The sequence below is a fragment of the Streptococcus cristatus genome (assembly GCF_963529205.1).
Lineage (GTDB): Bacteria > Bacillota > Bacilli > Lactobacillales > Streptococcaceae > Streptococcus > Streptococcus cristatus_O.
This window is the reverse complement of record NZ_CAURYF010000025.1, coordinates 13,904-32,473: the sequence shown is the minus strand read 5'-3', so window position 1 is coordinate 32,473 and position 18,570 is coordinate 13,904. Positions and strand designations below refer to the sequence as shown.

Annotated in this window: 17 protein-coding genes and 1 pseudogene; 3 read left to right on the top strand and 15 right to left on the bottom strand. The window is 44.5% G+C overall.

Annotation, left to right across the window (positions count from 1 at the left end; translation table 11 throughout):
* The 5 genes and pseudogenes from RWS39_RS06790 to RWS39_RS06770 form a co-directional block, all read right to left on the bottom strand.
* Window positions 1-184: pseudogene (locus RWS39_RS06790) on the bottom strand (DUF4430 domain-containing protein); the annotation flags it as partial.
* Window positions 168-650 (bottom strand): ECF transporter S component, encoded by a 483-nt coding sequence (locus RWS39_RS06785; RefSeq protein WP_314481780.1) that lies wholly within the window; start codon window positions 648-650, stop codon window positions 168-170. The gene RWS39_RS06785 and the pseudogene RWS39_RS06790, both read right to left, overlap by 17 nt.
* Window positions 651-734: 84 nt before the next feature.
* Complete coding sequence (locus RWS39_RS06780; RefSeq protein WP_005591148.1) at window positions 735-1,175, bottom strand: GNAT family N-acetyltransferase; 441 nt, start codon at window positions 1,173-1,175, stop codon at window positions 735-737.
* A 14-nt stretch (window positions 1,176-1,189) separates the two neighbouring features.
* On the bottom strand, window positions 1,190-3,619 hold the full coding sequence (locus tag RWS39_RS06775) for an ATP-dependent Clp protease ATP-binding subunit (protein ID WP_314481778.1): 2,430 nt from the start codon (window positions 3,617-3,619) through the stop codon (window positions 1,190-1,192).
* A 4-nt stretch (window positions 3,620-3,623) separates the two neighbouring features.
* Complete coding sequence (locus RWS39_RS06770) at window positions 3,624-4,082, bottom strand: CtsR family transcriptional regulator (RefSeq protein WP_314481776.1); 459 nt, start codon at window positions 4,080-4,082, stop codon at window positions 3,624-3,626.
* Between the two features lie 288 nt (window positions 4,083-4,370).
* Here RWS39_RS06770 and RWS39_RS06765 point away from each other — a divergent pair, with 288 nt between their 5' ends.
* Both RWS39_RS06765 and RWS39_RS06760 read left to right on the top strand, forming a co-directional pair.
* The gene (locus RWS39_RS06765; protein WP_314481774.1) at window positions 4,371-4,721 is read left to right on the top strand and encodes a hypothetical protein; all 351 of its coding nucleotides are present in this window, start codon (window positions 4,371-4,373) and stop codon (window positions 4,719-4,721) included.
* Window positions 4,722-4,987: 266 nt separating this feature from the next.
* Complete coding sequence (locus tag RWS39_RS06760) at window positions 4,988-5,860, top strand: AraC family transcriptional regulator (RefSeq protein WP_314481772.1); 873 nt, start codon at window positions 4,988-4,990, stop codon at window positions 5,858-5,860.
* A gap of 153 nt (window positions 5,861-6,013) precedes the next feature.
* Here the strand turns inward: RWS39_RS06760 and RWS39_RS06755 are convergent, their stop codons facing one another.
* The 10 genes from RWS39_RS06755 to rpsO form a co-directional block, all read right to left on the bottom strand.
* The gene (locus tag RWS39_RS06755; protein ID WP_314481786.1) at window positions 6,014-8,125 is read right to left on the bottom strand and encodes an ATP-dependent Clp protease ATP-binding subunit; all 2,112 of its coding nucleotides are present in this window, start codon (window positions 8,123-8,125) and stop codon (window positions 6,014-6,016) included.
* Between the two features lie 424 nt (window positions 8,126-8,549).
* A complete protein-coding gene (locus RWS39_RS06750) occupies window positions 8,550-9,314 on the bottom strand; it encodes an amino acid ABC transporter ATP-binding protein (RefSeq protein WP_314481763.1) in 765 nt (254 codons plus the stop codon).
* Window positions 9,315-9,326: 12 nt separating this feature from the next.
* Window positions 9,327-10,013, bottom strand: coding sequence for an amino acid ABC transporter permease (locus RWS39_RS06745; protein ID WP_314481760.1), 687 nt, complete (start codon window positions 10,011-10,013; stop codon window positions 9,327-9,329).
* Window positions 10,014-10,016: 3 nt separating this feature from the next.
* Entirely contained in the window at window positions 10,017-10,709 is a 693-nt protein-coding gene (locus RWS39_RS06740) for an amino acid ABC transporter permease (RefSeq protein WP_314481757.1), read from the bottom strand.
* Window positions 10,710-10,730: 21 nt separating this feature from the next.
* Complete coding sequence (locus tag RWS39_RS06735; protein WP_314481754.1) at window positions 10,731-11,615, bottom strand: transporter substrate-binding domain-containing protein; 885 nt, start codon at window positions 11,613-11,615, stop codon at window positions 10,731-10,733.
* Window positions 11,616-11,630: 15 nt separating this feature from the next.
* Complete coding sequence (locus RWS39_RS06730) at window positions 11,631-12,629, bottom strand: uroporphyrinogen decarboxylase family protein (protein ID WP_314481751.1); 999 nt, start codon at window positions 12,627-12,629, stop codon at window positions 11,631-11,633.
* Window positions 12,630-12,880: 251 nt separating this feature from the next.
* Window positions 12,881-13,930 (bottom strand): LLM class flavin-dependent oxidoreductase, encoded by a 1,050-nt coding sequence (locus tag RWS39_RS06725; RefSeq protein ID WP_314481748.1) that lies wholly within the window; start codon window positions 13,928-13,930, stop codon window positions 12,881-12,883.
* Between the two features lie 213 nt (window positions 13,931-14,143).
* Window positions 14,144-15,955 (bottom strand): glutamine--fructose-6-phosphate transaminase (isomerizing), encoded by a 1,812-nt coding sequence (gene glmS, locus RWS39_RS06720; protein WP_314481744.1) that lies wholly within the window; start codon window positions 15,953-15,955, stop codon window positions 14,144-14,146.
* 221 nt (window positions 15,956-16,176) lie between these two features.
* Complete coding sequence (locus RWS39_RS06715) at window positions 16,177-16,590, bottom strand: YjdF family protein (RefSeq protein ID WP_314481741.1); 414 nt, start codon at window positions 16,588-16,590, stop codon at window positions 16,177-16,179.
* A 489-nt stretch (window positions 16,591-17,079) separates the two neighbouring features.
* The gene (gene rpsO / locus RWS39_RS06710; RefSeq protein WP_001018251.1) at window positions 17,080-17,349 is read right to left on the bottom strand and encodes a 30S ribosomal protein S15; all 270 of its coding nucleotides are present in this window, start codon (window positions 17,347-17,349) and stop codon (window positions 17,080-17,082) included.
* Window positions 17,350-17,623: 274 nt separating this feature from the next.
* Between rpsO and RWS39_RS06705 the strand changes: the two genes are divergently transcribed.
* Entirely contained in the window at window positions 17,624-18,550 is a 927-nt protein-coding gene (locus RWS39_RS06705) for an aldo/keto reductase (RefSeq protein WP_314481726.1), read from the top strand.
* The last annotated feature ends 20 nt before the right edge of the window (window positions 18,551-18,570 follow it).

Sequence of the window (18,570 nt, the reverse complement as noted above, 5' to 3'; positions counted from 1 at the left end):
CAACAGCCACCGTTTTCTCGCTCTTCTCCTGACCTTCTGGTGCAATACTGATGCTAATTTTCAGTTCCTTTTTGACGGAAGAAGCAGCCGAACTAGAGTTGGTATCAGTTTTTGTTTGGCTATTGCTACAGCCCACTAAAAAGAGAGCAAAGGCAAGCGTAAGCAAGCTAAAGATTTTTTTCATGATAAAGTCTCCTTAAAATAAAATACAAAATAGGATAAAAGAGCATGGTTGAGCAGGCATGAGCTAGATTGAATCCTGCTCCTGCCGCCACATAAGTCCACCAAGGCATTTGATAAAGCAAAGCTGTGATACCATCAATCACAAGACCATAGCTAAAGGCTAAAAGCAAGGCCAACATACTCTGGCCAATCAAGCCTAGTTGCCGATACAGCAGGTACCATAGACAAATGACCACCGCAAAGGATAAGATCTGGAAAAGAACCCATGGTCCCATTCCAAAGAGGAAAGAAGATACAAAGATACTGATAGACATGACCAGAAGCGAGCCCTTCAAGTCCTCAAAATCCACCAAGAGAAAATACAGCGCTGTAATCGGCTTGATATTGGGCAGACCAGCAAAGGCATAGCGAAGCACGACGCAGACGGCTGCTAGAAGAGCGATTCGAGCAAGATAACGAAGAGACACAGTTTCTGCCTTTCTAAACGATATTCTTCAGTAGGATAACACGTTTCTGACTAGCCTAGCAAGAATGCTAAGTGAATCAGCTTTTTATGTATCCTGTCGAATCATCTCCGTTAGTCCTTGATCTCGGTAAAGCAGATCATTTCTAACTGAAAATCCCAGCTCCTGCCAAAAACGGTTGCCCAGTTCATTTCTTTCAAAAACGACCAGCGATACTTTATGGATACCAAGTCTTTTCACTGCTGACAAGGCCTGTTCGACCAGAGCTCTGCCTACTCCTTTTCTACGAAAATATGGATGGACAGCTGTATGATAAATGTACGCTCTACGTCCATCTGTGCCAACTAGAATAGCACCTATAAAGCTCTCCCCTTCCAAGGCAACCAGACAGGTCTCAGGATTGCGCTTCAAAAAGCGGGCAATCCCTTCTTCAGAGTCATCTAAGTTATTGAGCCCCATACCAGCGCAAGAGAGCCACAGCTGGTAAACAGAGGCATAATCCTTTTCTGTCATCACACGAATTTCCATTGCACACATCCTCCCTAAGCCATTTCAAATTTGAGTTGGCCACCTTTGACGCCAACTTTGAGCGTTTGACCAGCTGCCAAATCTCCAGTCAGGAGCAACTCAGACAGCTTGTCCTCTACCTGCGTCTGCAGGGTACGGCGCAGCGGCCGCGCTCCCATTTCTGGATCGTAGCCTTCCTGAGCCAGTAGTTTCAGGGCACTAGCTTGGAATTTAAGCACGATACCTTGCTCTGCCAGACTCCTAATCAACGGTTGCACCATAATCTTGACTACTTCCTGCATATCCTCAGCAGACAGACTGTGGAAGACCACCTTTTCGTCAATCCGATTGATAAATTCAGGCCGGTAGGTCTTTTTTAATTCTTCCAGAATGCGTTTTTCCATATTAGCCTGATCAAAGCGGATGTCACGCGCGCCAAAACCAACCGTCTTATCATCCCGCAGGGCCGTTGCCCCCAGATTGCTGGTCATGATAATGATGGTATTGGAGAAGTCCACCTTGCGGCCCTTGCTATCGGTCAGCTGACCATCATCCAAGACCTGCAAGAGGACATTGAAAATATCTGGATGAGCCTTTTCTACCTCGTCAAAGAGAAGAACTGAATATGGACGGTTGCGAACCTTCTCCGTCAACTCGCCGCCTTCTTCATAGCCTACATAGCCTGGAGGCGCCCCGTTGAGACGACTGGCTGCGAATTTCTCCATATATTCACTCATGTCGAAGCGAATCAGGGCTGATTCATCATCAAAGAGAACTTCTGCCAAGGCCTTAGCCAACTCTGTCTTCCCGACACCCGTTGGCCCTAAGAACATAAAGGAACCAATTGGGCGTTTGCCAGTTCGGATGCCCGATTGATTGCGACGAATAGCTCGGCTGACAGCCGAAACTGCCGCATCCTGCCCGATAACTCGTTTGTGTAGTTCTTTTTCCAAATTGAGATATTTTTTAGCATCTGTCTGAGTCAATCTCTGCACAGGAATACCAGACAAGCGACTGAGAGTCTCTAGGATATCCCCTTCTTCCACCTTCAACTTGTAAACAGTTGGCTCCTGCTCTTTTGCCAGTAGCTGACCGACTTTTTTCAACTTTCCAGCCATCAAAGCCTGATCCACAGGCGTCAAATCCGACTGTTTATAATTCTGCGGTCCTTTATTCTGAACCGTTGCACTAGCTTCATCCAAAAGATCAATGGCAGAGTCTGGCAAATGCTTGCTGGTCAGGTAACGATGTGCATACTTGACCGCTGTTTCAATGGCCTGATCACTAATCTGCACCTTGTGGTGATCCTCATAACTCTTTCTCAAGCCCTGCAAAATAGCAATGCTGTTGGCCACGGTAGGCTCTTCAATGGTTACCTTGGCAAAACGCCGAGACAGAGCAGCATCTTTTTCGATATGTTTCTGATACTCTTCCTGCGTCGTAGCTCCAACTGTCCGCAAGGTTCCACGAGCCAAGGCTGGTTTCAGGATATTGGCCGCATCCAAGGTCGAGTCAATCCCACTGCCAGACCCCATGATAGTATGCAGCTCATCGATAAAGAGAATGACATAACCGTCTTCTTCGATGTCATTGATAATGTTGTTCATCCGCTCTTCAAAGTCTCCGCGGAAACGAGTCCCAGCGACAACATTCATCAAGTCTAATTCCAAAACGCGCATCTTGGCAAGTTCTGCTGGAACCTGACCAGCTGCCACGCGTTGAGCCAAGCCTAGTGCTAAAGCAGTTTTGCCGACCCCCGCATCACCGACAAGTACTGGATTATTCTTTGTCTTTCGGCTGAGGATCTGAAGCATCCGAGAAATTTCCTCATCCCGCCCGATAACTGGTTCCAGACGACCTGCTCGAGCCAGTTCTGTCAAATCCCGAGTATAGTCTTCCAGACCGCCACTAGTTGAAGGAGGCATACCCATCATATTTGCCATGGTTTGCTTGGCAGAGGCCGTGTTTTTATTTAGCGAACGAATTGACTTGATTTCCTCTCTGCCCCAGCCAGCACGCTGCTCTAAAATCTTTCGCAAATCACTGAATCGAGGAGCTGAACTTTTATCATCATAGCTAAAACCTGCAGCTTCTAGCACACGAGCTGCCAAGGTCCCACGGTCAAATAGCATGGTTAAGAGAAGATGTTCTGTCCCTAGGCTTTTAGCATGGACGGCTTCTGCAATCTGCCCTGCTTGAGCAAAGAGCTCCTCCAAACGGTGAGAAAAAGGCAATAAATCAAAACCGCCTTGTTTTTGATACTCTTTTCCAGTAATGTCAAAGGCTGCTTCTTCCAGTTTATCCACTTCAATAGGGAATTCATTTAGAGCCGAGCCTGCCACGCTGTAGGGATTATTAGCCAGAGCCATCAGCACCTGCCACGATTCTAAATAATCAGTAGCAAAATGACCAGCTAAAAGTTGAGCCGCTTCCAAGCTTTCTACTAAAGCTTTTGAATAATTCATATTCTTAATTTCCTTTTCTATCTAATTGCTGCAAAATTTTCCGTAACATTCTGGCTCGGATCCTCGGAGCCTCTGCTCCCAGGACAGCATCTCTGGCACTCGCTAGGAGCAGATCTCCCTCACGCTGACTAATAATTTTTTCATCAAAGAGTAGCTGCAAAATATCTGAAAAAACTGGCTGACTGAGCGATTCACCGACATTGGCCAACAAATCAGACAGCATTTGGTGCTGATCGGAAAATTCAATCTTACCAATCCTGATATAGCCACCGCCACCGCGCTTGCTTTCGACGATATAACCCCGACTCTCCGTAAAGCGTGTCTTAATCACATAATTGATCTGACTCGGAACCACCTGAAAAACATCGGCTAACTCACTGCGCTTGAGCTCGACCATGCCCGCCTGCGCCAAAATTGTTTTGATATATTCTTCTATACTATCCGAGGTATTTTTGATGCCCATGATATACCTTTCTATCTGTTATATCTAAAAATAAGCATTCAAGTCTTCTCTAACATTGACTATCTTTGACTATTATACCGAAAAAATCTATTTTTTGAAAGAAAAAGAAGTCCCAGAAGGCTTGAAAATATCTGATAATTCAGAGTAATGAAAAAGATTGACAGGCTGAGTAAATATGATTGTAAACGCTTGCTTTTTACTTTTAAAGACTTATAATAAAGGTGTGGAAGTGTGGTGTTTACACCATCAACCGTATCCAAACAATCATCATCAAAAGGAGGTTTTCCAATGAAAATAAATTGGCTCAACTATACCCATCATGTACTTAGCTGCCTGTTTGTCACTCTGAGTATCTTGACAATTTTTTCCGCAGAGTATGTCGTTTTCCCAACGAGCCTTCTTCTAGGCTGTCTCCTAATCCCTCTACTATTTGAGCAGCATTTATTCAGTCGCCGAATGACTTGGGGCCTCAGCGTTTTCTTTGCCATTCTTGCTTTTGCCCTTCTCTTTATCATCAAAACCAATCATATCTCCCTTAGCTATCCAGCAACAACCCTTCTTCTTTTTGTACTAGCAAGTCTGAGTTTTTCAAACTCTTTTATCCTTCACAAACATAAAGAACAAAAAGCCGCTAGATAAAGCTATCCAATAAAAAGTGTGGAAGCAACATGAGCTCGAAAGAGCCATGGATTCCACACTTTTCTTATTCTATAAGGAGCTGGATGGTAGCTAAAAATTCTTAAATGATTCGTCCACGCTGCCAGCCTAAACTAGACTTTCAGAAAATTTTCTTCTTTTTATTTTCCTACTTTCATTTTCTTTTTAATTATATTATAATAGTTGGCAAACACATTTTCTAATCTAATTTCTTTAAAAAATGATAGTATTCTACGAAGGAGGGCGTTATGATGGATTTGGGCCAATTGCACAAAACTGCGGAATATAAGAATCAAGGGACCCCCTATTCTCTGACGCGGACCATTACGGAAAACGGCCAGCCTGACATCCTTTTCCACTGGCACACAGATGTTGAAATCATTTACGTTCACGAAGGAAGCGCCCAATTTCATATCGACGATCATTATTTTAACAGTCACAAAGGCGATATTGTTCTGATTCGTCCCAATGCCCTCCACTCCATTCATCCGATTGAGCAGCAGCGCCACTATATGGATGCCATTAACTTTCATTTGGATTTAATGGGTTATTCAGCCATGGATCATGCTAGTATCCACTACCTACAGCCTCTCTACAATGGTCAACTGGACTTTGTCCATGTCATCAAGCCGACTGATCAAGCCTATGAGGAAATTCGTCAATGCCTGCTGGCTACTATGGAAACGGGTTATTGCCAAAAGAAATACTATGAATTTCAACTCAAGGCCCAGCTCAATCAGCTCTTCTACTTGCTTTTTGAAAACGGCTATATCGTCTCCAAGGAGCTATCTGCCGAAGGCTACCGCAAGGAAGAGAAAATCCGCTCCATCATCGACTATATCAATGAGCATTATCAGGAAGAACTCTCTATTGATCAGCTGTCTGGCATCTGCGGCTACAGTCCGACGCACTTCATGAATTTCTTCAAAAAACATCTGGGCGTTTCTTGCATTGAATATCTGATTCAATTCCGCCTGCGCAAGGCTGCCGAGCTCCTCCAGCATTCCACTCTGTCAGTTCTAGAAATCTCAAGCCAGTCTGGTTTTAATAACCTTTCTAATTTCAACCGACAATTTAAAAAATACTATCAAATGACTCCAAGTCAATATAGAAGAAAGTAACAAAATCTCCAGTCAGCTGATTGGAGATTTTTTTCTAGACACCAAGACCAAAAATACTCCTGCTAACAAAGCAATGCCTTAGACAGGTTTGACTAAAAAAACGAACAGACTAGATATCTGTTCGTTTTACGAGATTTTAATAGTGATAGATGTTTATTCTGCTGATTTTTCACGGATCACCAAAGTTCCACCTTCCATATCTGCAGTCAGGTGCTTAGCATCTAGATTATCCAAGTGGAAGTCGGTCACCTTGTCACGAATTTGCTGCTCAATGACACGGCGGAGTGGACGAACACCCATGACTTGGTCATAACCAGCATCACGTAGGAATTCCTTAGCTGCATCAGATACAGCCAGATCAATTTCTTTCTTGCTCAAAGTTTGATTTACTTCAACCAGCATGAGATTCACAATCTCCATCAAATCTTCTTTCTTGAGATGAGAGAACTCGATGACCGCATTGAAACGATTGAGGAACTCTGGACGGAAATAATGTTTGAGTCGATCCATCAGCTCAGGCTTTTCTGCATCCTCTTCCAGACCTGCTTCATAACCAAAGCCTGCATTGGAAGTCGCAATGATGACCGTGTTCTTGAAGTTGACTGTGTTTCCTTGACCGTCTGTCAAGCGACCATCATCCAGAACTTGAAGGAGAAGGGTAATCACTTGTGGATCAGCCTTTTCGATCTCATCCAAGAGAATGATAGAGTAAGGATTGCGGCGCACACGCTCAGTCAGGGTATTGTTGTTATCATCATAGCCGACATAACCAGCAGTCGTACCAATCAACTTAGAAACGGCTGTGCGGTCACTGTATTCAGACATATCCAGACGGATGATAGCATCCTTGGTACCGAACATATCTAGAGCCAATTGCTTAGCTAGCTCAGTCTTTCCGACACCAGTCGGACCAACGAAGAGGAAGCTTCCGATTGGACGATTGCCTTCGTCAAAGCCTGCACGGTTACGACGGATAGCTCTAGCCACGGCTTCTACAGCCTTATCTTGACCAATCACTTTTGCTTTGAGACGGTCATTCATGCCCTTGAGGCGCTCAATGTCGCTGGCACCCATTTGAGATACCGGCACACCCGTTATCCGTTCAACAGACTCTGCTACATCGTTGACTGTCGCCGTTACCTTCATATCCTCAGTGTGGTTTTGAATTTTCTTTTCCAGCTCTTCGATGCGAGTCTTGGCATTCAGAGCTGCCTCATAATCTTCTTTCTCAACAGCCGCTTCCTGCTTGTCTTTCTGTTCAGCAATCTCATGCTCAACCGCATGGACATCGGTTACTGGATGCTGAGCTGCTAGGTGAGCAGCAGTCACGTCGACCAGGTCAATGGCCTTGTCTGGCAGGCTCCGTTGTGGAATATACTGAACAGAATAATCTACAGCCGCTTTCAGCACTTCATCCGGCAGGATGACATTGTGGTGCTTTTCGTATAAGTCCCGAATACCTCGAAGGATCTGATAGGTATCTTCGGCAGACGGTGCATTGACCTTGACTTCATTGAAACGACGAGCCAGAGCAGCATTTTTGAGAATGGTATTGCGGTACTCATCCTGTGTAGTAGCCCCGATGACAGTCAGTTCACCGCGAGAAAGCGCTGGTTTGAGAATATCTGCCAAGCCCTTAGACCCGCTGTCTCCGCCAGTAGAACCTGCTCCTAGGATTTGATGGATTTCATCAAAGAAGAGGATAACATTGCCGGCTTCCTTGACTTCATTGACTAAGTTTTGGATATTTTCTTCAAAGCTACCACGATACTGGGTACCAGCTTCCAGACCAGAAATATCAACAGAAATGATTTCCTTATTCTTGATGGCCGCTGGCACATCACCATTGACGATAGCCTGAGCCAATCCTTCTACGACAGCTGTCTTACCAACTCCAGCATCTCCGACCAGAACCGGATTGTTCTTGGTCCGACGAGAAAGGATTTCAGCTGTTTCTTGGATTTCCTTATTGCGCCCAATGACTGGATCTAACTTGCCTTCACGCGCTTCTTGAGTCAGATTGCGACCTAGCTTAGCCAGAATGCCATCTTGCTTAGGCCCATGCGCTCCAGCTTGTAAATCCTGTTCGCTAGGCATTTGACTAGGAAGCTTTCCAGTAGCTCGGTACTGAGCAAACTCTTCCGGTGTGACCTCTCTACCATTGATCAAGTAGCGTCGATGTTCGCTGTTATAGCCACCCATACGCCCCATAAGTTGGTTGAAAAGGTCGTCCATATTGTTAAAATTGTTGTAGTTGTTGTTCATCATTTTTCCTCACTTTTTATACGTTTTTATATCATTTGCTAAAGTCTCAGATAAGAAATCTCTTTCTTACTTACTATACATTTATGTTCATATCGGAGAGCTTCTCCTATCTATTATTTTACATAACTTATTCTATTTCCAAAAATTAAGACTCCTTCAGTCTCTTGTTTTATGGATGAGTTGGATCTATTTCAGAAGAATATGATGTTACATAATTTTTAATCCTCCCAAAAATAATCGCCTACTGGCTATATCCTCATCTTCTGAATAAATTCTGTGTAAACTTTTTGTTTACAGTTGTAATTATACATCCTTTTTACCCCCTTGTCAATAGGTTTCAATAAAAAATTTACATAATTTTTTAAAAATCAAAAAGCTTCCTCCACATTAAAATATGGAGAAAGTTTCTCTATTTTGGTACAAGTTAAATCATATATTCTACACTATAGCTGGCATCCGACAGAATGCGGGATAGAAACTGTTTGGTCCGCTCCTCCTTGGGACTGGTGAAGAATTTCTGTGGAGGATTTTCTTCGATGATGTGACCTCCGTCCATAAAGATGACATGATTGGCCACATCGCGGGCAAAGCTCATCTCGTGGGTCACAACGACCATGGTCACTCCCTCCTGAGCCAGCTGTTTCATGACACTGAGAACTTCACCGACCAGTTCCGGATCTAGTGCTGAAGTTGGCTCATCCAGCAGGATGACATCTGGCTTGACAGCAATGGCGCGTGCAATCCCAATCCGCTGCTGCTGGCCGCCTGATAGCTGCGAAGGATAGTAGTCCTTGTAGGCCAAGAGGCCCACGCACTTCAAGGACTCTTCTGCAATCTCAAGCGCTTCTTCTCTCGGTATCTTACGAGCGATCACTAAGCCTTCTAAGATATTTTCAAGTGCAGTTTTATTGGCAAAGAGGTTATAATGCTGGAAGACAAAGGCTGTCTTTCTGCGAATTTCCAAAATCTCTTTTTTACTGAGTTTGGCCGAATCATAGTCCTTACCAGCCAAAGTCAGCTGGCCGCTATCCGCTTTTTCTAAGTGATTCAGACAGCGTAGAAATGTTGTTTTCCCAGAGCCTGAGGGTCCCAGAATAACCACAACATCGCCTTGATTGACCTTGAGACTGACATCTGCCAGCACCTGGTGCTCTCCAAATCGTTTGGAGATATGTTTTACTTCTAACATAATCTTTCCTTCCTAAGCAAGATCGTAGCGCTTTTCCAAGTTCCTAAAAATCCACTGAATCAAGCCGCAAATAATGAGATAAATAACAAAAATCACCAAGTAAGACTCTGAATACTGGTAAGAGTGGGAGGCCTCTATTTTAGCCAAGGCTGTGATATCCTTGACCGTCATGACAAATACCAGCGAGGTTCCCTTGACTAGATTGATAACCAAATTGGCCAGATTGGGCAGGGCAGAGCGCAGAGCCTGAGGAAAAACAATTCTCCGATAAGCTTGAAAATTCGTTAACCCAATCGCCTGCGCCGCTTCTAACTGTCCTTTATCCACTGTCAAAATAGCAGAGCGCAAGATTTCCGATAAACTCCCTGTCGTCATCAAGCTATAAATGATGAAAGCATAGTAAAGCGGATTGAACTTAAAGACATCTACCTGACTCCCCAGACTTTTAAAAATTTGATTCAGCAAGCTAGGAAATAGACTGTAGAAAAAGAGGATAAGTAAAATGGGCGGCGTCGCCCGAATGAAGGCCAGATAAACCACCGAAAAGGTCCTCACGCCCCGGACTTTATAAATCTGACCTAGAGCCAAGAGCAGAGCCGGAATAAAGCTGAGCAGAATAGCCACTACCATAATGATCAGGGTTACCGGTATGCCTTTCAAAGTAACCAGAAAGGTATTTACAATATAATTCAAATCCATGCTTTACCTCTCCTTGACTGTCAGACTTTTTTCCAGAAGCTGGAAAGCCAGCGAAACCACTAGAGCAATCCCCCAGTAAATCAAGGCCACCGCTGTATAGGTTTCGAGGGAATAATTACCCAGATTCCGGCTGATGAGATTTTGCCCCGCTCCCATGACATCAACTGTCCCAATCGTATAGGCCAGCGCAGCATCTCGCATGAGATTAAGAAAGGCGGTAGTCAAATTGGGCAGGGCAATACGAAAAGCTTGTGGCAGAATGATGCGCAGAAATGTCTGCACGGGTGTCAAACCAATACTAAGACCTGCCTCGGTCTGTCCCTTGGGAACAGCCAGATAGGCTGCCTTGAAAACTTCTGCAATCATGGCCGCAAAGAGCAGAATCATGGTAATGATGACAAATACGGTCCGTGACCAATTGTTAATATCCAGTCCTAGCCACCATTTTAAAAACTCTGGAATGCCATAGAAGACCAAGAAGAGCAAGACTATAGGCGGTGTACACCGAAGGATAAATATATATCCTCTAGCCAGACCAGCAAAAGCCTGCTCCTCCGCAACCTGAGCCCAAGCCAACAGACCACCCAGCAAGGAGCCAATCAAAGCTGTCACAAACATAATCCATAAAGTGGTCGGCAAGGCCTGTAACAAACCAGGCAGCAGGCCAAAAACACGGGACAAATCATAAGCGACCATACGGTCTCCTTTCTCCAGCTTTTAGTCTTTATCTACATAAGAAAAGACATCTTCACCAAAGTATTTTTCTGATAATTTAGAGAGTGTCCCATCTTTTTCTAGCTCTTTAATGGCCTTTTCATAGGCTTTGGCAAACTCTTCATTCTTTTTATCTTTATGAATGAGTGGATAAGTAGGGATACCCTTATAAGGGAACCAGCTCAACTGGTCCGCATACTGATGGTAGGAACCTGCCTTGTCTGTGACAGCTTTTTCAAAGGACAATTTGATATCAAAGAAGGCATCATAGCGACCTTCCAAGACCCAAGCATAGGCATCCGCTATCTGAAAAGACTCTGCTGCGGTCAACTCAATCGGACTAGCACTGTGCTTTTTGTTGTACTCTTCAATCACTGTCCATTGAGCATTCTGTGGTGAAATCGGTACCAATTTCCCTTTTTCTTTGGCAAAATCATCAATATTTTTAAATTTATTTGCATCCGCTTTTCGAATGGTGAAGCCGATGATACTAGCTCCGATAGGACTTTCTGGAATGATGAACTTCTTCGCCCGCTCTTCGGTGTACCAAGCTCCCTTGATTCCGATATCATATTTCCCAGATTCCAAACCAATCAAAAGATCTTCGTCACTGGTGCCAGTATATTCGAACTGATAATCTGGCAATTTTTCATCAATGGCCTTGAGTACAGCCACTTCATACCCATCTGACTGGCCTTTTTCATCCAAAAAGTCGTAAGGAACGTAGTTTTGCGTATGAGCTACTTTTAAAGTCGTGACCTTGTCACTGCCTGATGTCGAACTGCTCGCCTTGCTGGATGAAGCCCCCGTCAAGGTCCGTCCCAAATAAGTCGCAGCGACAATAGCAAGCACAGCTACTCCACCGATAATCCATTTTTTCTTACTCATTCTTTCGTCTCCTTTTTATGCTAAACTTGCTGCTTGGCGAACCCACTCAATCCGCTCTGGATCAATATCGCTTGGGATAGTGCAGTCAGCCCCGATAATCAAAGCATCCTTACCAGCCTCTGCTATCAAGCGCTTGGTTTCATTTTGAATAGCTTCTTGGCTACCTGTGTAGAGCAGGCCATCCTTGCCATTTTCAAAGCCACCTAGAACGGTCCGACCGCCGAATAATTTACGACCTTCTGCCAAACTGATACCTTCTGGTCCAACTGCCCAGTTGATGACCTGAGCTGGATAATCTGTGAAAAGATGAACGTCGTTTCGTGCGCCTTCGTAGCCACAAATATGCAGAATATTCACTCCGCCAGCCGCATTGGCTGCTTCCAGCACCGCCAATTCACTAGGAGCAATGTAAGCCTTGTAATCTTCGGCCGACACTCTCGCATCCTGAATGCTCTGAACACTGAGGTAAATTCCATCTGCACCAGCTTCCTTGATAATCCGCTCCGTCAGAGCTGCAATATCTTGAGCAATCACATCCAGCACCCGCTTTGTCACTTCCGCATCTTCTGCTAGAAAATCTGCAATGATGTCATCTCCTCCAGCAACCTTGCCAACCAGCCATTTGAAGTAGGTTACTGGTGCAAAAATATTGTAAATAGCAACCAAATCCTCTGTGAAGCCGGCCCTAATCTTCTGAACTAGCTCCACCTGCTTACTGATCCAAGGATGTTCAGCGCCTAGCGGCTCGATATCTGCTAACTCCTTGATAGATTGGACCTTTTTCAAGCGCTCATTCGGATAGGCAAAATAACCATCGCTCATCAGTTTGACAAAGTCTGGCTTGACTTCTGTTAGAAATGCTTCATGGCCTGCCAGATTTTTCTCAATAATAGTCTGATTGCTAAAACCAGCCAGCCACTCATCCTCGCTGGTAAAATGATGCCAGAAACCAACTGGCACTCGATCAACTTTTTCTCCCTTAAAAGCTTTTAAAACCAACTCTCTTTTAGACATATCTTGCTCCTTTTCATTTTGATTGCTATTATCATATCACTGAAAAGTAAGCTTTCCAAATATATATTTCCTATCAGCCCGATTAAAAATATTTATAAGAGTAAATTAAAAAAGCTAGCTCAAGCTAGCTTTACCAAGGTTTTTCAGCTTTCTATGAAAAACCTGTTTTTCTTACTATTTTTAGAAAGGCAAGATATATATTTTCTATGGGAGAGATAGGCAATCTTTATCAAAAGACCTCTACTTCGATCTTACTTACCCTTAGCCGCAAAATACTCCCGCACAAGCGGTGCAACCTTGGTGCCAAAGAGTTCGATAGACTGGAGAACCTGCTCATGCGGAAGCGATCCCAACGGCAGATGCAGCATGAAGCGGTCCAATCCCAGATCCTCTATCATCTTGATCAATTTCTGAGCGACCTTTTCAGGGCTACCGACAAACATGGCCCCCTCTGGCCCTACCTGATCTAGATATTGCTCATAGGTCATCTCCCACCAGTGAGGGCGGTCTTTAGAGATAGCGTCCACTACCTGCTTGGTCGGATGAAAGTAAGTCCGGATCGCCTCCTCATTGTCCTCCATGACCCAGCCCCAAGAGTGAGCAGCAATTTTCAGCTTTTCATCTGAATGGCCACTTTCCCGTCCAATCCGGCGATACGCATCCAGCAAGGGGTTGAAGCGCTTAGGCTGTCCACCGATAATAGCATACGCAATCGGTAGACCCTTCTGGGCGACCTTAATGGTGGACTCAACATTGCCCCCCGTCGCTACCCAAACCGGCAGTGTTTCTTGCACGGCCCGTGGGTAGACTTCCCGATTGTCAATAGTCTGCGTCAGCTTGCCCTTCCAATTTAGCCGAGTCTCAGCACTGGCATAGAGGAGCAGGTCCAGCTTTTCATCAAAAAGCTCTTCATAATCCTTCAAGTTATAGCCAAAAAGCGGAAAGGACTCGATAAAAGATCCACGGCCAGCCATGACCTCTGCTCTGCCATTTGACAAAGCATCAATCGTCGCATACTGCTGGTAGACTCGGATAGGATCCAAGCTCGACAAGACACTGACAGCACTAGTCAAGCGAATCTTCTCTGTCTTGACCGCACCAGCCGCCAGCACAATCTCCGGTGCAGAGACGGAAAAATCCTCTCGGTGATGCTCTCCGATACCATACACGTCCAGCCCCACCTTGTCTGCCAGCTCAATCTCTGCTACCAGCTGCCGAATCCGTTCGTCATGAGTATAGATCTGCCCAGTCCCCTCTAGCAGCGTTGTCTCTCCAAAAGTAGAAATACCTAATTCCACCATGTTTTGTCCTCCTGACATTTAAGATAAAAATATTTTACCGCTAATTAGTGATATATACAAAAATGATGCTCAACCTATTGTCCATCTGCATAGAATAACATGGTTTTATCATGATAGAAAGAGACTTCCAAAGAGCACCATCACCAAAATACCACACCAAAAGCCCCAGAAAAATCTGAGGCCTGGTATTCTTATCGAGATTCATTAAGATGGTTATTCTACCGTTACAGATTTAGCGAGATTGCGCGGTTTATCCACATCCAATCCGCGGTGCAAGGTCGCAAAATAAGCAATCAATTGAGTTGGTACCACCATAGAGATTGGTGACAAATAAGGGTGAACTTGGCTCAGGACAATATCGTCTCCATCCTTAGCCACATTTTCCTCCGCAATAGTCAACACCTTGGCTCCGCGCGCCACAACTTCAGAAACATTTCCGCGAGTATGGCTAGCCAAAACCTCGTCTGAAAGTAAAGCTAGAACAGGGGTTCCCTCTTCAATCAGAGAAATAGTACCATGCTTAAGCTCTCCTGCCGCAAAGCCTTCACACTGAATGTAGGAAATCTCCTTAAGCTTAAGGCTGGCTTCCATCGCCACATAATAATCCTGACCACGACCGATATAAAAGGCGCTGCGAGTTTCTTCCAACAAGTCACGAACCTTGCTTTCGATCAGTTCTTTTTCAGAAAGAGTAGACTCGATAGACTGAGCTACGATAGACAGCTCATGAACCAAATCAAAATTCTTGGCTTTTTCGTTGCCATTGGCATCACCAACCGCCTTGGCCAAGAAAGCTAGGGCAGCGATTTGTGCAGTGTAGGCTTTGGTTGAAGCCACGGCAATTTCTGGTCCAGCATGGAGAAGCAAGGTATGCTTGGCTTCACGAGACAAGGTTGAACCTGGCACATTGGTTACTGTCAAGCTAGGAATGCCCAGTTCATTGGCCTTGACCAAGACTTGGCGGCTATCAGCTGTCTCGCCAGATTGGCTGATGAAGATAAAGAGTGGCTTCTTGCTCAGAAGCGGCATAGCATAGCCCCATTCAGAAGAAATACCCAGCTCAACTGGCGTATCCGTCAACTCTTCCAGCATTCGTTTAGAAGCGTAACCCGCATGATAAGAAGTTCCAGCAGCAATGATATAAATGCGATCCGCTTCTTGGACTGCCTTGATGATGGCAGGATCAATCAGCATCTTATTATTTTCATCCGCATAAGTGCTGATCAGCTTACGCATCACGGTCGGCTGCTCATCAATTTCCTTCAGCATGTAGTAAGGATAAGTGCCTTTGCCGATATCAGACAGGTCCAGCTCAGCAGTATAGCTACCACGTTCAAGAACATTGCCTTCATAATCTTGCACTTCTACGCCATTAGCCGTCACGATAACCAACTCTTTATCATGGATTTCCATATATTCGCTAGTCTCGCGAATCATAGCCATGGCATCGGAGCAGACCATATTGTAGCCTTCGCCCAAGCCGATCAAAAGCGGAGATTTGTTTTTGGCAACATAGATCGTAGAAGGATCTTGGGCATCGACCAAGGCAAAAGCGTAGGAACCTTCGATAATGTGAAGAGCCTTGCGGAAAGCGTCAAGAACAGATAGACCGTCTTCTTCCGCGAATTTCCCAATCAAATGAACTGTAATTTCTGTATCTGTCTGCCCTTTAAAATCATGGCCAGCAAGATAGTTATTTTTGATATCCAGGTAATTTTCAATCACACCGTTGTGAACCAAAACAAAACGGCCTGTCTGAGAAGTGTGAGGATGGGCGTTATTCTCACTTGGTTTTCCGTGGGTTGCCCAGCGGGTATGTCCAATACCTGTTGAACCTGCCACATCCATGCCAATCTTGGCACGAAGATCTGCAATCCGACCAACAGACTTGATCAAGCTGGATTTTTCTCCTGTTGTCACAAAAATTCCAGCTGAATCATAGCCTCGGTATTCTAACTTTTCAAGTCCTTGCATCAAAATATCTGTTGCATTGCGGTTTCCCACAACTCCGACGATTCCACACATAGATTTATTTCTAGCCTTTTGCTGGCAAAAAGCTAGCTCCTCCTTTATTCGAAATTGGTATAGTCTTATTTATCTTTTTATTTAGAGACGAAAACATTATACACAGCAAGTTGACATTTGTCAATATAAAATTGGTATAGTTTCGAGACAGGGAAATTTGTTTAAGAAACAAAAAAGTCTCCCATCGGAAGACTTTCCCATAAAAATAAGAAAAACTAGGCTCAATGCCCCTTGTGCTTTTCCAATCGTTTTTGCTGTTTGAGTTCGAATTTCCTTTGCTTAGCCAGCTCTTTCTGCTGCTTGCGCTTGACCCGAGCGATTTGCTTTTGCTCTTCAAATTGCAGCTTCAGCGCTTCCTGAGACTTTGAAGAACGTGAAGCCATCTGCTCTTTTTTAGCCTGTCTCTGCAGGCGTTTAGGACTGATGGACTTAGTCTTCCCCTTCACTCTGATGCTGGGACTAAACTGCAACCGATGATAATAACGGTTTAGAAAATCCAACAATTCCTGCGTGCTAGGCTCTACACCAAAGGTGACTCGGCAAACTCTATAAGATTGAGCATGTTCCTGCTCGAAAAGACCGTGCCAAAATCCCTCTTCAAAATAAACTGTCAGCGTCATTGAAATCTTATCCATGACAGCACCTCCTTTAAAAATCCCTAAGAATGGACAACCAAGGAGGAAGGTTACTGACAAAAAATGGATTTTTTGCGTCTGGACTACCAACCAGAACTGTGTTTTTATCTTAGTAGCTACAGTCTAGCAAGATTTTATAAAAAATTCAAGAAGAGCTAAAAATTATACCGATAGAAGACAAAATAAGGCTAACGAAAAACCTATGAATTCAGAGAGCTAATTTGAGCTCGGGCTAAAATTCTAGTGAAAACAAAAAATCTCCCCGAAGGGAGAAGATCTGGTTTATTTCACCTTACAGTGCTAGGAACCGTAACCGAAGATCATACTTGAGTATATCGAGGTAAGGTGACAACATAAAAAGCCCTCTGAGATCAGAGAGCTTTATTCTTGCTGGATAAAACGTTTATAGACTAGGCGACGAGGCGAAGATTGTACTAATGGTACATCGAGACGAAGTCAACGAAGTATAGAAACGTTTTAGACGCAAGATTAACGACGAAGTCCAAGAGAGTTGATCAACTCACGGTAACGGTTAACGTCGTTTTTACGCAAGTATGCAAGCAAGTTACGACGGCGACCGATTTTCTTCATCAAACCACGGTAAGTAGCGTGGTCTTTTTTGTGTTGTTTGATGTGCTCGTTAAGGTGGTTGATTTCCCAAGTAAGGACAGCAACTTGAACCTCTACTGAACCTGTATCACCTTCGTGACGTGCATATTGTGCAATGATTTCATTTTTTTTCTCTTTTGAGATTGCCATGATAAGCTCCTTTTCTTTACGCTTCATCCGAGTGGCAGGCTTGGCAATTCCTGCAACCAAGAAGAAGTTATTTGTCTTTAAGACATTCTTATTCTATCAGGAAGCCAAGTTTTTGTCAAATCTTCTAATTTCCCGACAAGGTCAGCTGAATTTCATTAGCCAAAATGAGGATTTTCTACACATTTCCTCCAAGGCTCGATCTAGCTAGTCGCTTTTTGACTTTGGAGCGGGTTTAGCTTATACTGAGATTAAAATGATACGAGGAGAAGAGCTTATGAAATATCTTGAATTTGGAGAAAGCAAGCGAGAAATTTCCCAGATTATCATGGGACTGATGCGAATTGCCCAAATGTCCCCCAAAGAGGTGGAAGAACTGGTCGAAACAGCCTTGTCAGTCGGAATTAATGCTTTTGACTTAGCCGATATCTACGGTGGAGGCAAGTGCGAAGAAATTCTGGGACAAGTGCTCAAAAATCGGCCTGACCTGCGGGCTAAGATGTGGATTCAGTCCAAAGTGGGAATCCGCATAGAAGAATTCACCTACTTCGACTTTTCCAAAGACCATATCCTCGAAGCAACAGATGGTATTTTACAGCGCTTAGGCGTGGATCATCTGGACTCTCTGCTCTTGCACCGACCTGATGCCCTGATGGAGCCTAGTGAAATCGCTGAAGCTTTCGATCTGCTCAAATCTCAAGGAAAGGTTCTTGATTTTGGAGTGTCCAACCAGAATCCTATGATGATGGAGCTACTGAAAACAGAGGTCAAGCAGCCCTTGGTGGCAAATCAGCTCCAACTAAGCGCAGCTTTCTCACCTGCTTTTGAAGCTGGCTTCCACGTTAACATGGAGGGCGCAGCCGCAAACATGCGCGATGGCAGCATTTTCGAATACTGTCGCCTCAACGACATCGTGATTCAGGCCTGGTCTGTCCTCCAGCATGGCTATTTCGAAGGCGTTTTTGTCGGTTCGGATAAATACTCCAAACTCAATGCTATCTTAAACCGATTGGCCGACAAATACCAAATATCACCATCGGCAGTGGCTATTGCTTGGGTGCTCCGCTATCCAGCCCACATGCAAGCGGTCATCGGCACGACCAAGACTAGCCGCATCATCGAAGCAGCCAAGGCAGCAGATATTGAATTGACTAGAAAAGAATGGTACGAAATCTATTGGGCCTCTGGAAAAGATCTTCCTTAAAAAATGAGCCTAAAATCCGA

What these genes read in the sequence shown, in the direction of transcription:
- RWS39_RS06780 (WP_005591148.1), bottom strand. Translation starts at nt 1,175, where the DNA reads ATGGAAATTCGTGTGATGACAGAAAAGGATTATGCCTCTGTTTACCAG.
- RWS39_RS06775 (WP_314481778.1), bottom strand. Translation starts at nt 3,619, where the DNA reads ATGAATTATTCAAAAGCTTTAGTAGAAAGCTTGGAAGCGGCTCAACTT.
- RWS39_RS06770 (WP_314481776.1), bottom strand. Translation starts at nt 4,082, where the DNA reads ATGGGCATCAAAAATACCTCGGATAGTATAGAAGAATATATCAAAACA.
- RWS39_RS06765 (WP_314481774.1), top strand. Translation starts at nt 4,371, where the DNA reads ATGAAAATAAATTGGCTCAACTATACCCATCATGTACTTAGCTGCCTG.
- RWS39_RS06760 (WP_314481772.1), top strand. Translation starts at nt 4,988, where the DNA reads ATGATGGATTTGGGCCAATTGCACAAAACTGCGGAATATAAGAATCAA.
- RWS39_RS06755 (WP_314481786.1), bottom strand. Translation starts at nt 8,125, where the DNA reads ATGAACAACAACTACAACAATTTTAACAATATGGACGACCTTTTCAAC.
- RWS39_RS06750 (WP_314481763.1), bottom strand. Translation starts at nt 9,314, where the DNA reads ATGTTAGAAGTAAAACATATCTCCAAACGATTTGGAGAGCACCAGGTG.
- RWS39_RS06745 (WP_314481760.1), bottom strand. Translation starts at nt 10,013, where the DNA reads ATGGATTTGAATTATATTGTAAATACCTTTCTGGTTACTTTGAAAGGC.
- RWS39_RS06740 (WP_314481757.1), bottom strand. Translation starts at nt 10,709, where the DNA reads ATGGTCGCTTATGATTTGTCCCGTGTTTTTGGCCTGCTGCCTGGTTTG.
- RWS39_RS06735 (WP_314481754.1), bottom strand. Translation starts at nt 11,615, where the DNA reads ATGAGTAAGAAAAAATGGATTATCGGTGGAGTAGCTGTGCTTGCTATT.
- RWS39_RS06730 (WP_314481751.1), bottom strand. Translation starts at nt 12,629, where the DNA reads ATGTCTAAAAGAGAGTTGGTTTTAAAAGCTTTTAAGGGAGAAAAAGTT.
- RWS39_RS06725 (WP_314481748.1), bottom strand. Translation starts at nt 13,930, where the DNA reads ATGGTGGAATTAGGTATTTCTACTTTTGGAGAGACAACGCTGCTAGAG.
- glmS (WP_314481744.1), bottom strand. Translation starts at nt 15,955, where the DNA reads ATGTGTGGAATCGTCGGAGTTGTGGGAAACCGCAATGCAACAGATATT.
- RWS39_RS06715 (WP_314481741.1), bottom strand. Translation starts at nt 16,590, where the DNA reads ATGGATAAGATTTCAATGACGCTGACAGTTTATTTTGAAGAGGGATTT.
- rpsO (WP_001018251.1), bottom strand. Translation starts at nt 17,349, where the DNA reads ATGGCAATCTCAAAAGAGAAAAAAAATGAAATCATTGCACAATATGCA.
- RWS39_RS06705 (WP_314481726.1), top strand. Translation starts at nt 17,624, where the DNA reads ATGAAATATCTTGAATTTGGAGAAAGCAAGCGAGAAATTTCCCAGATT.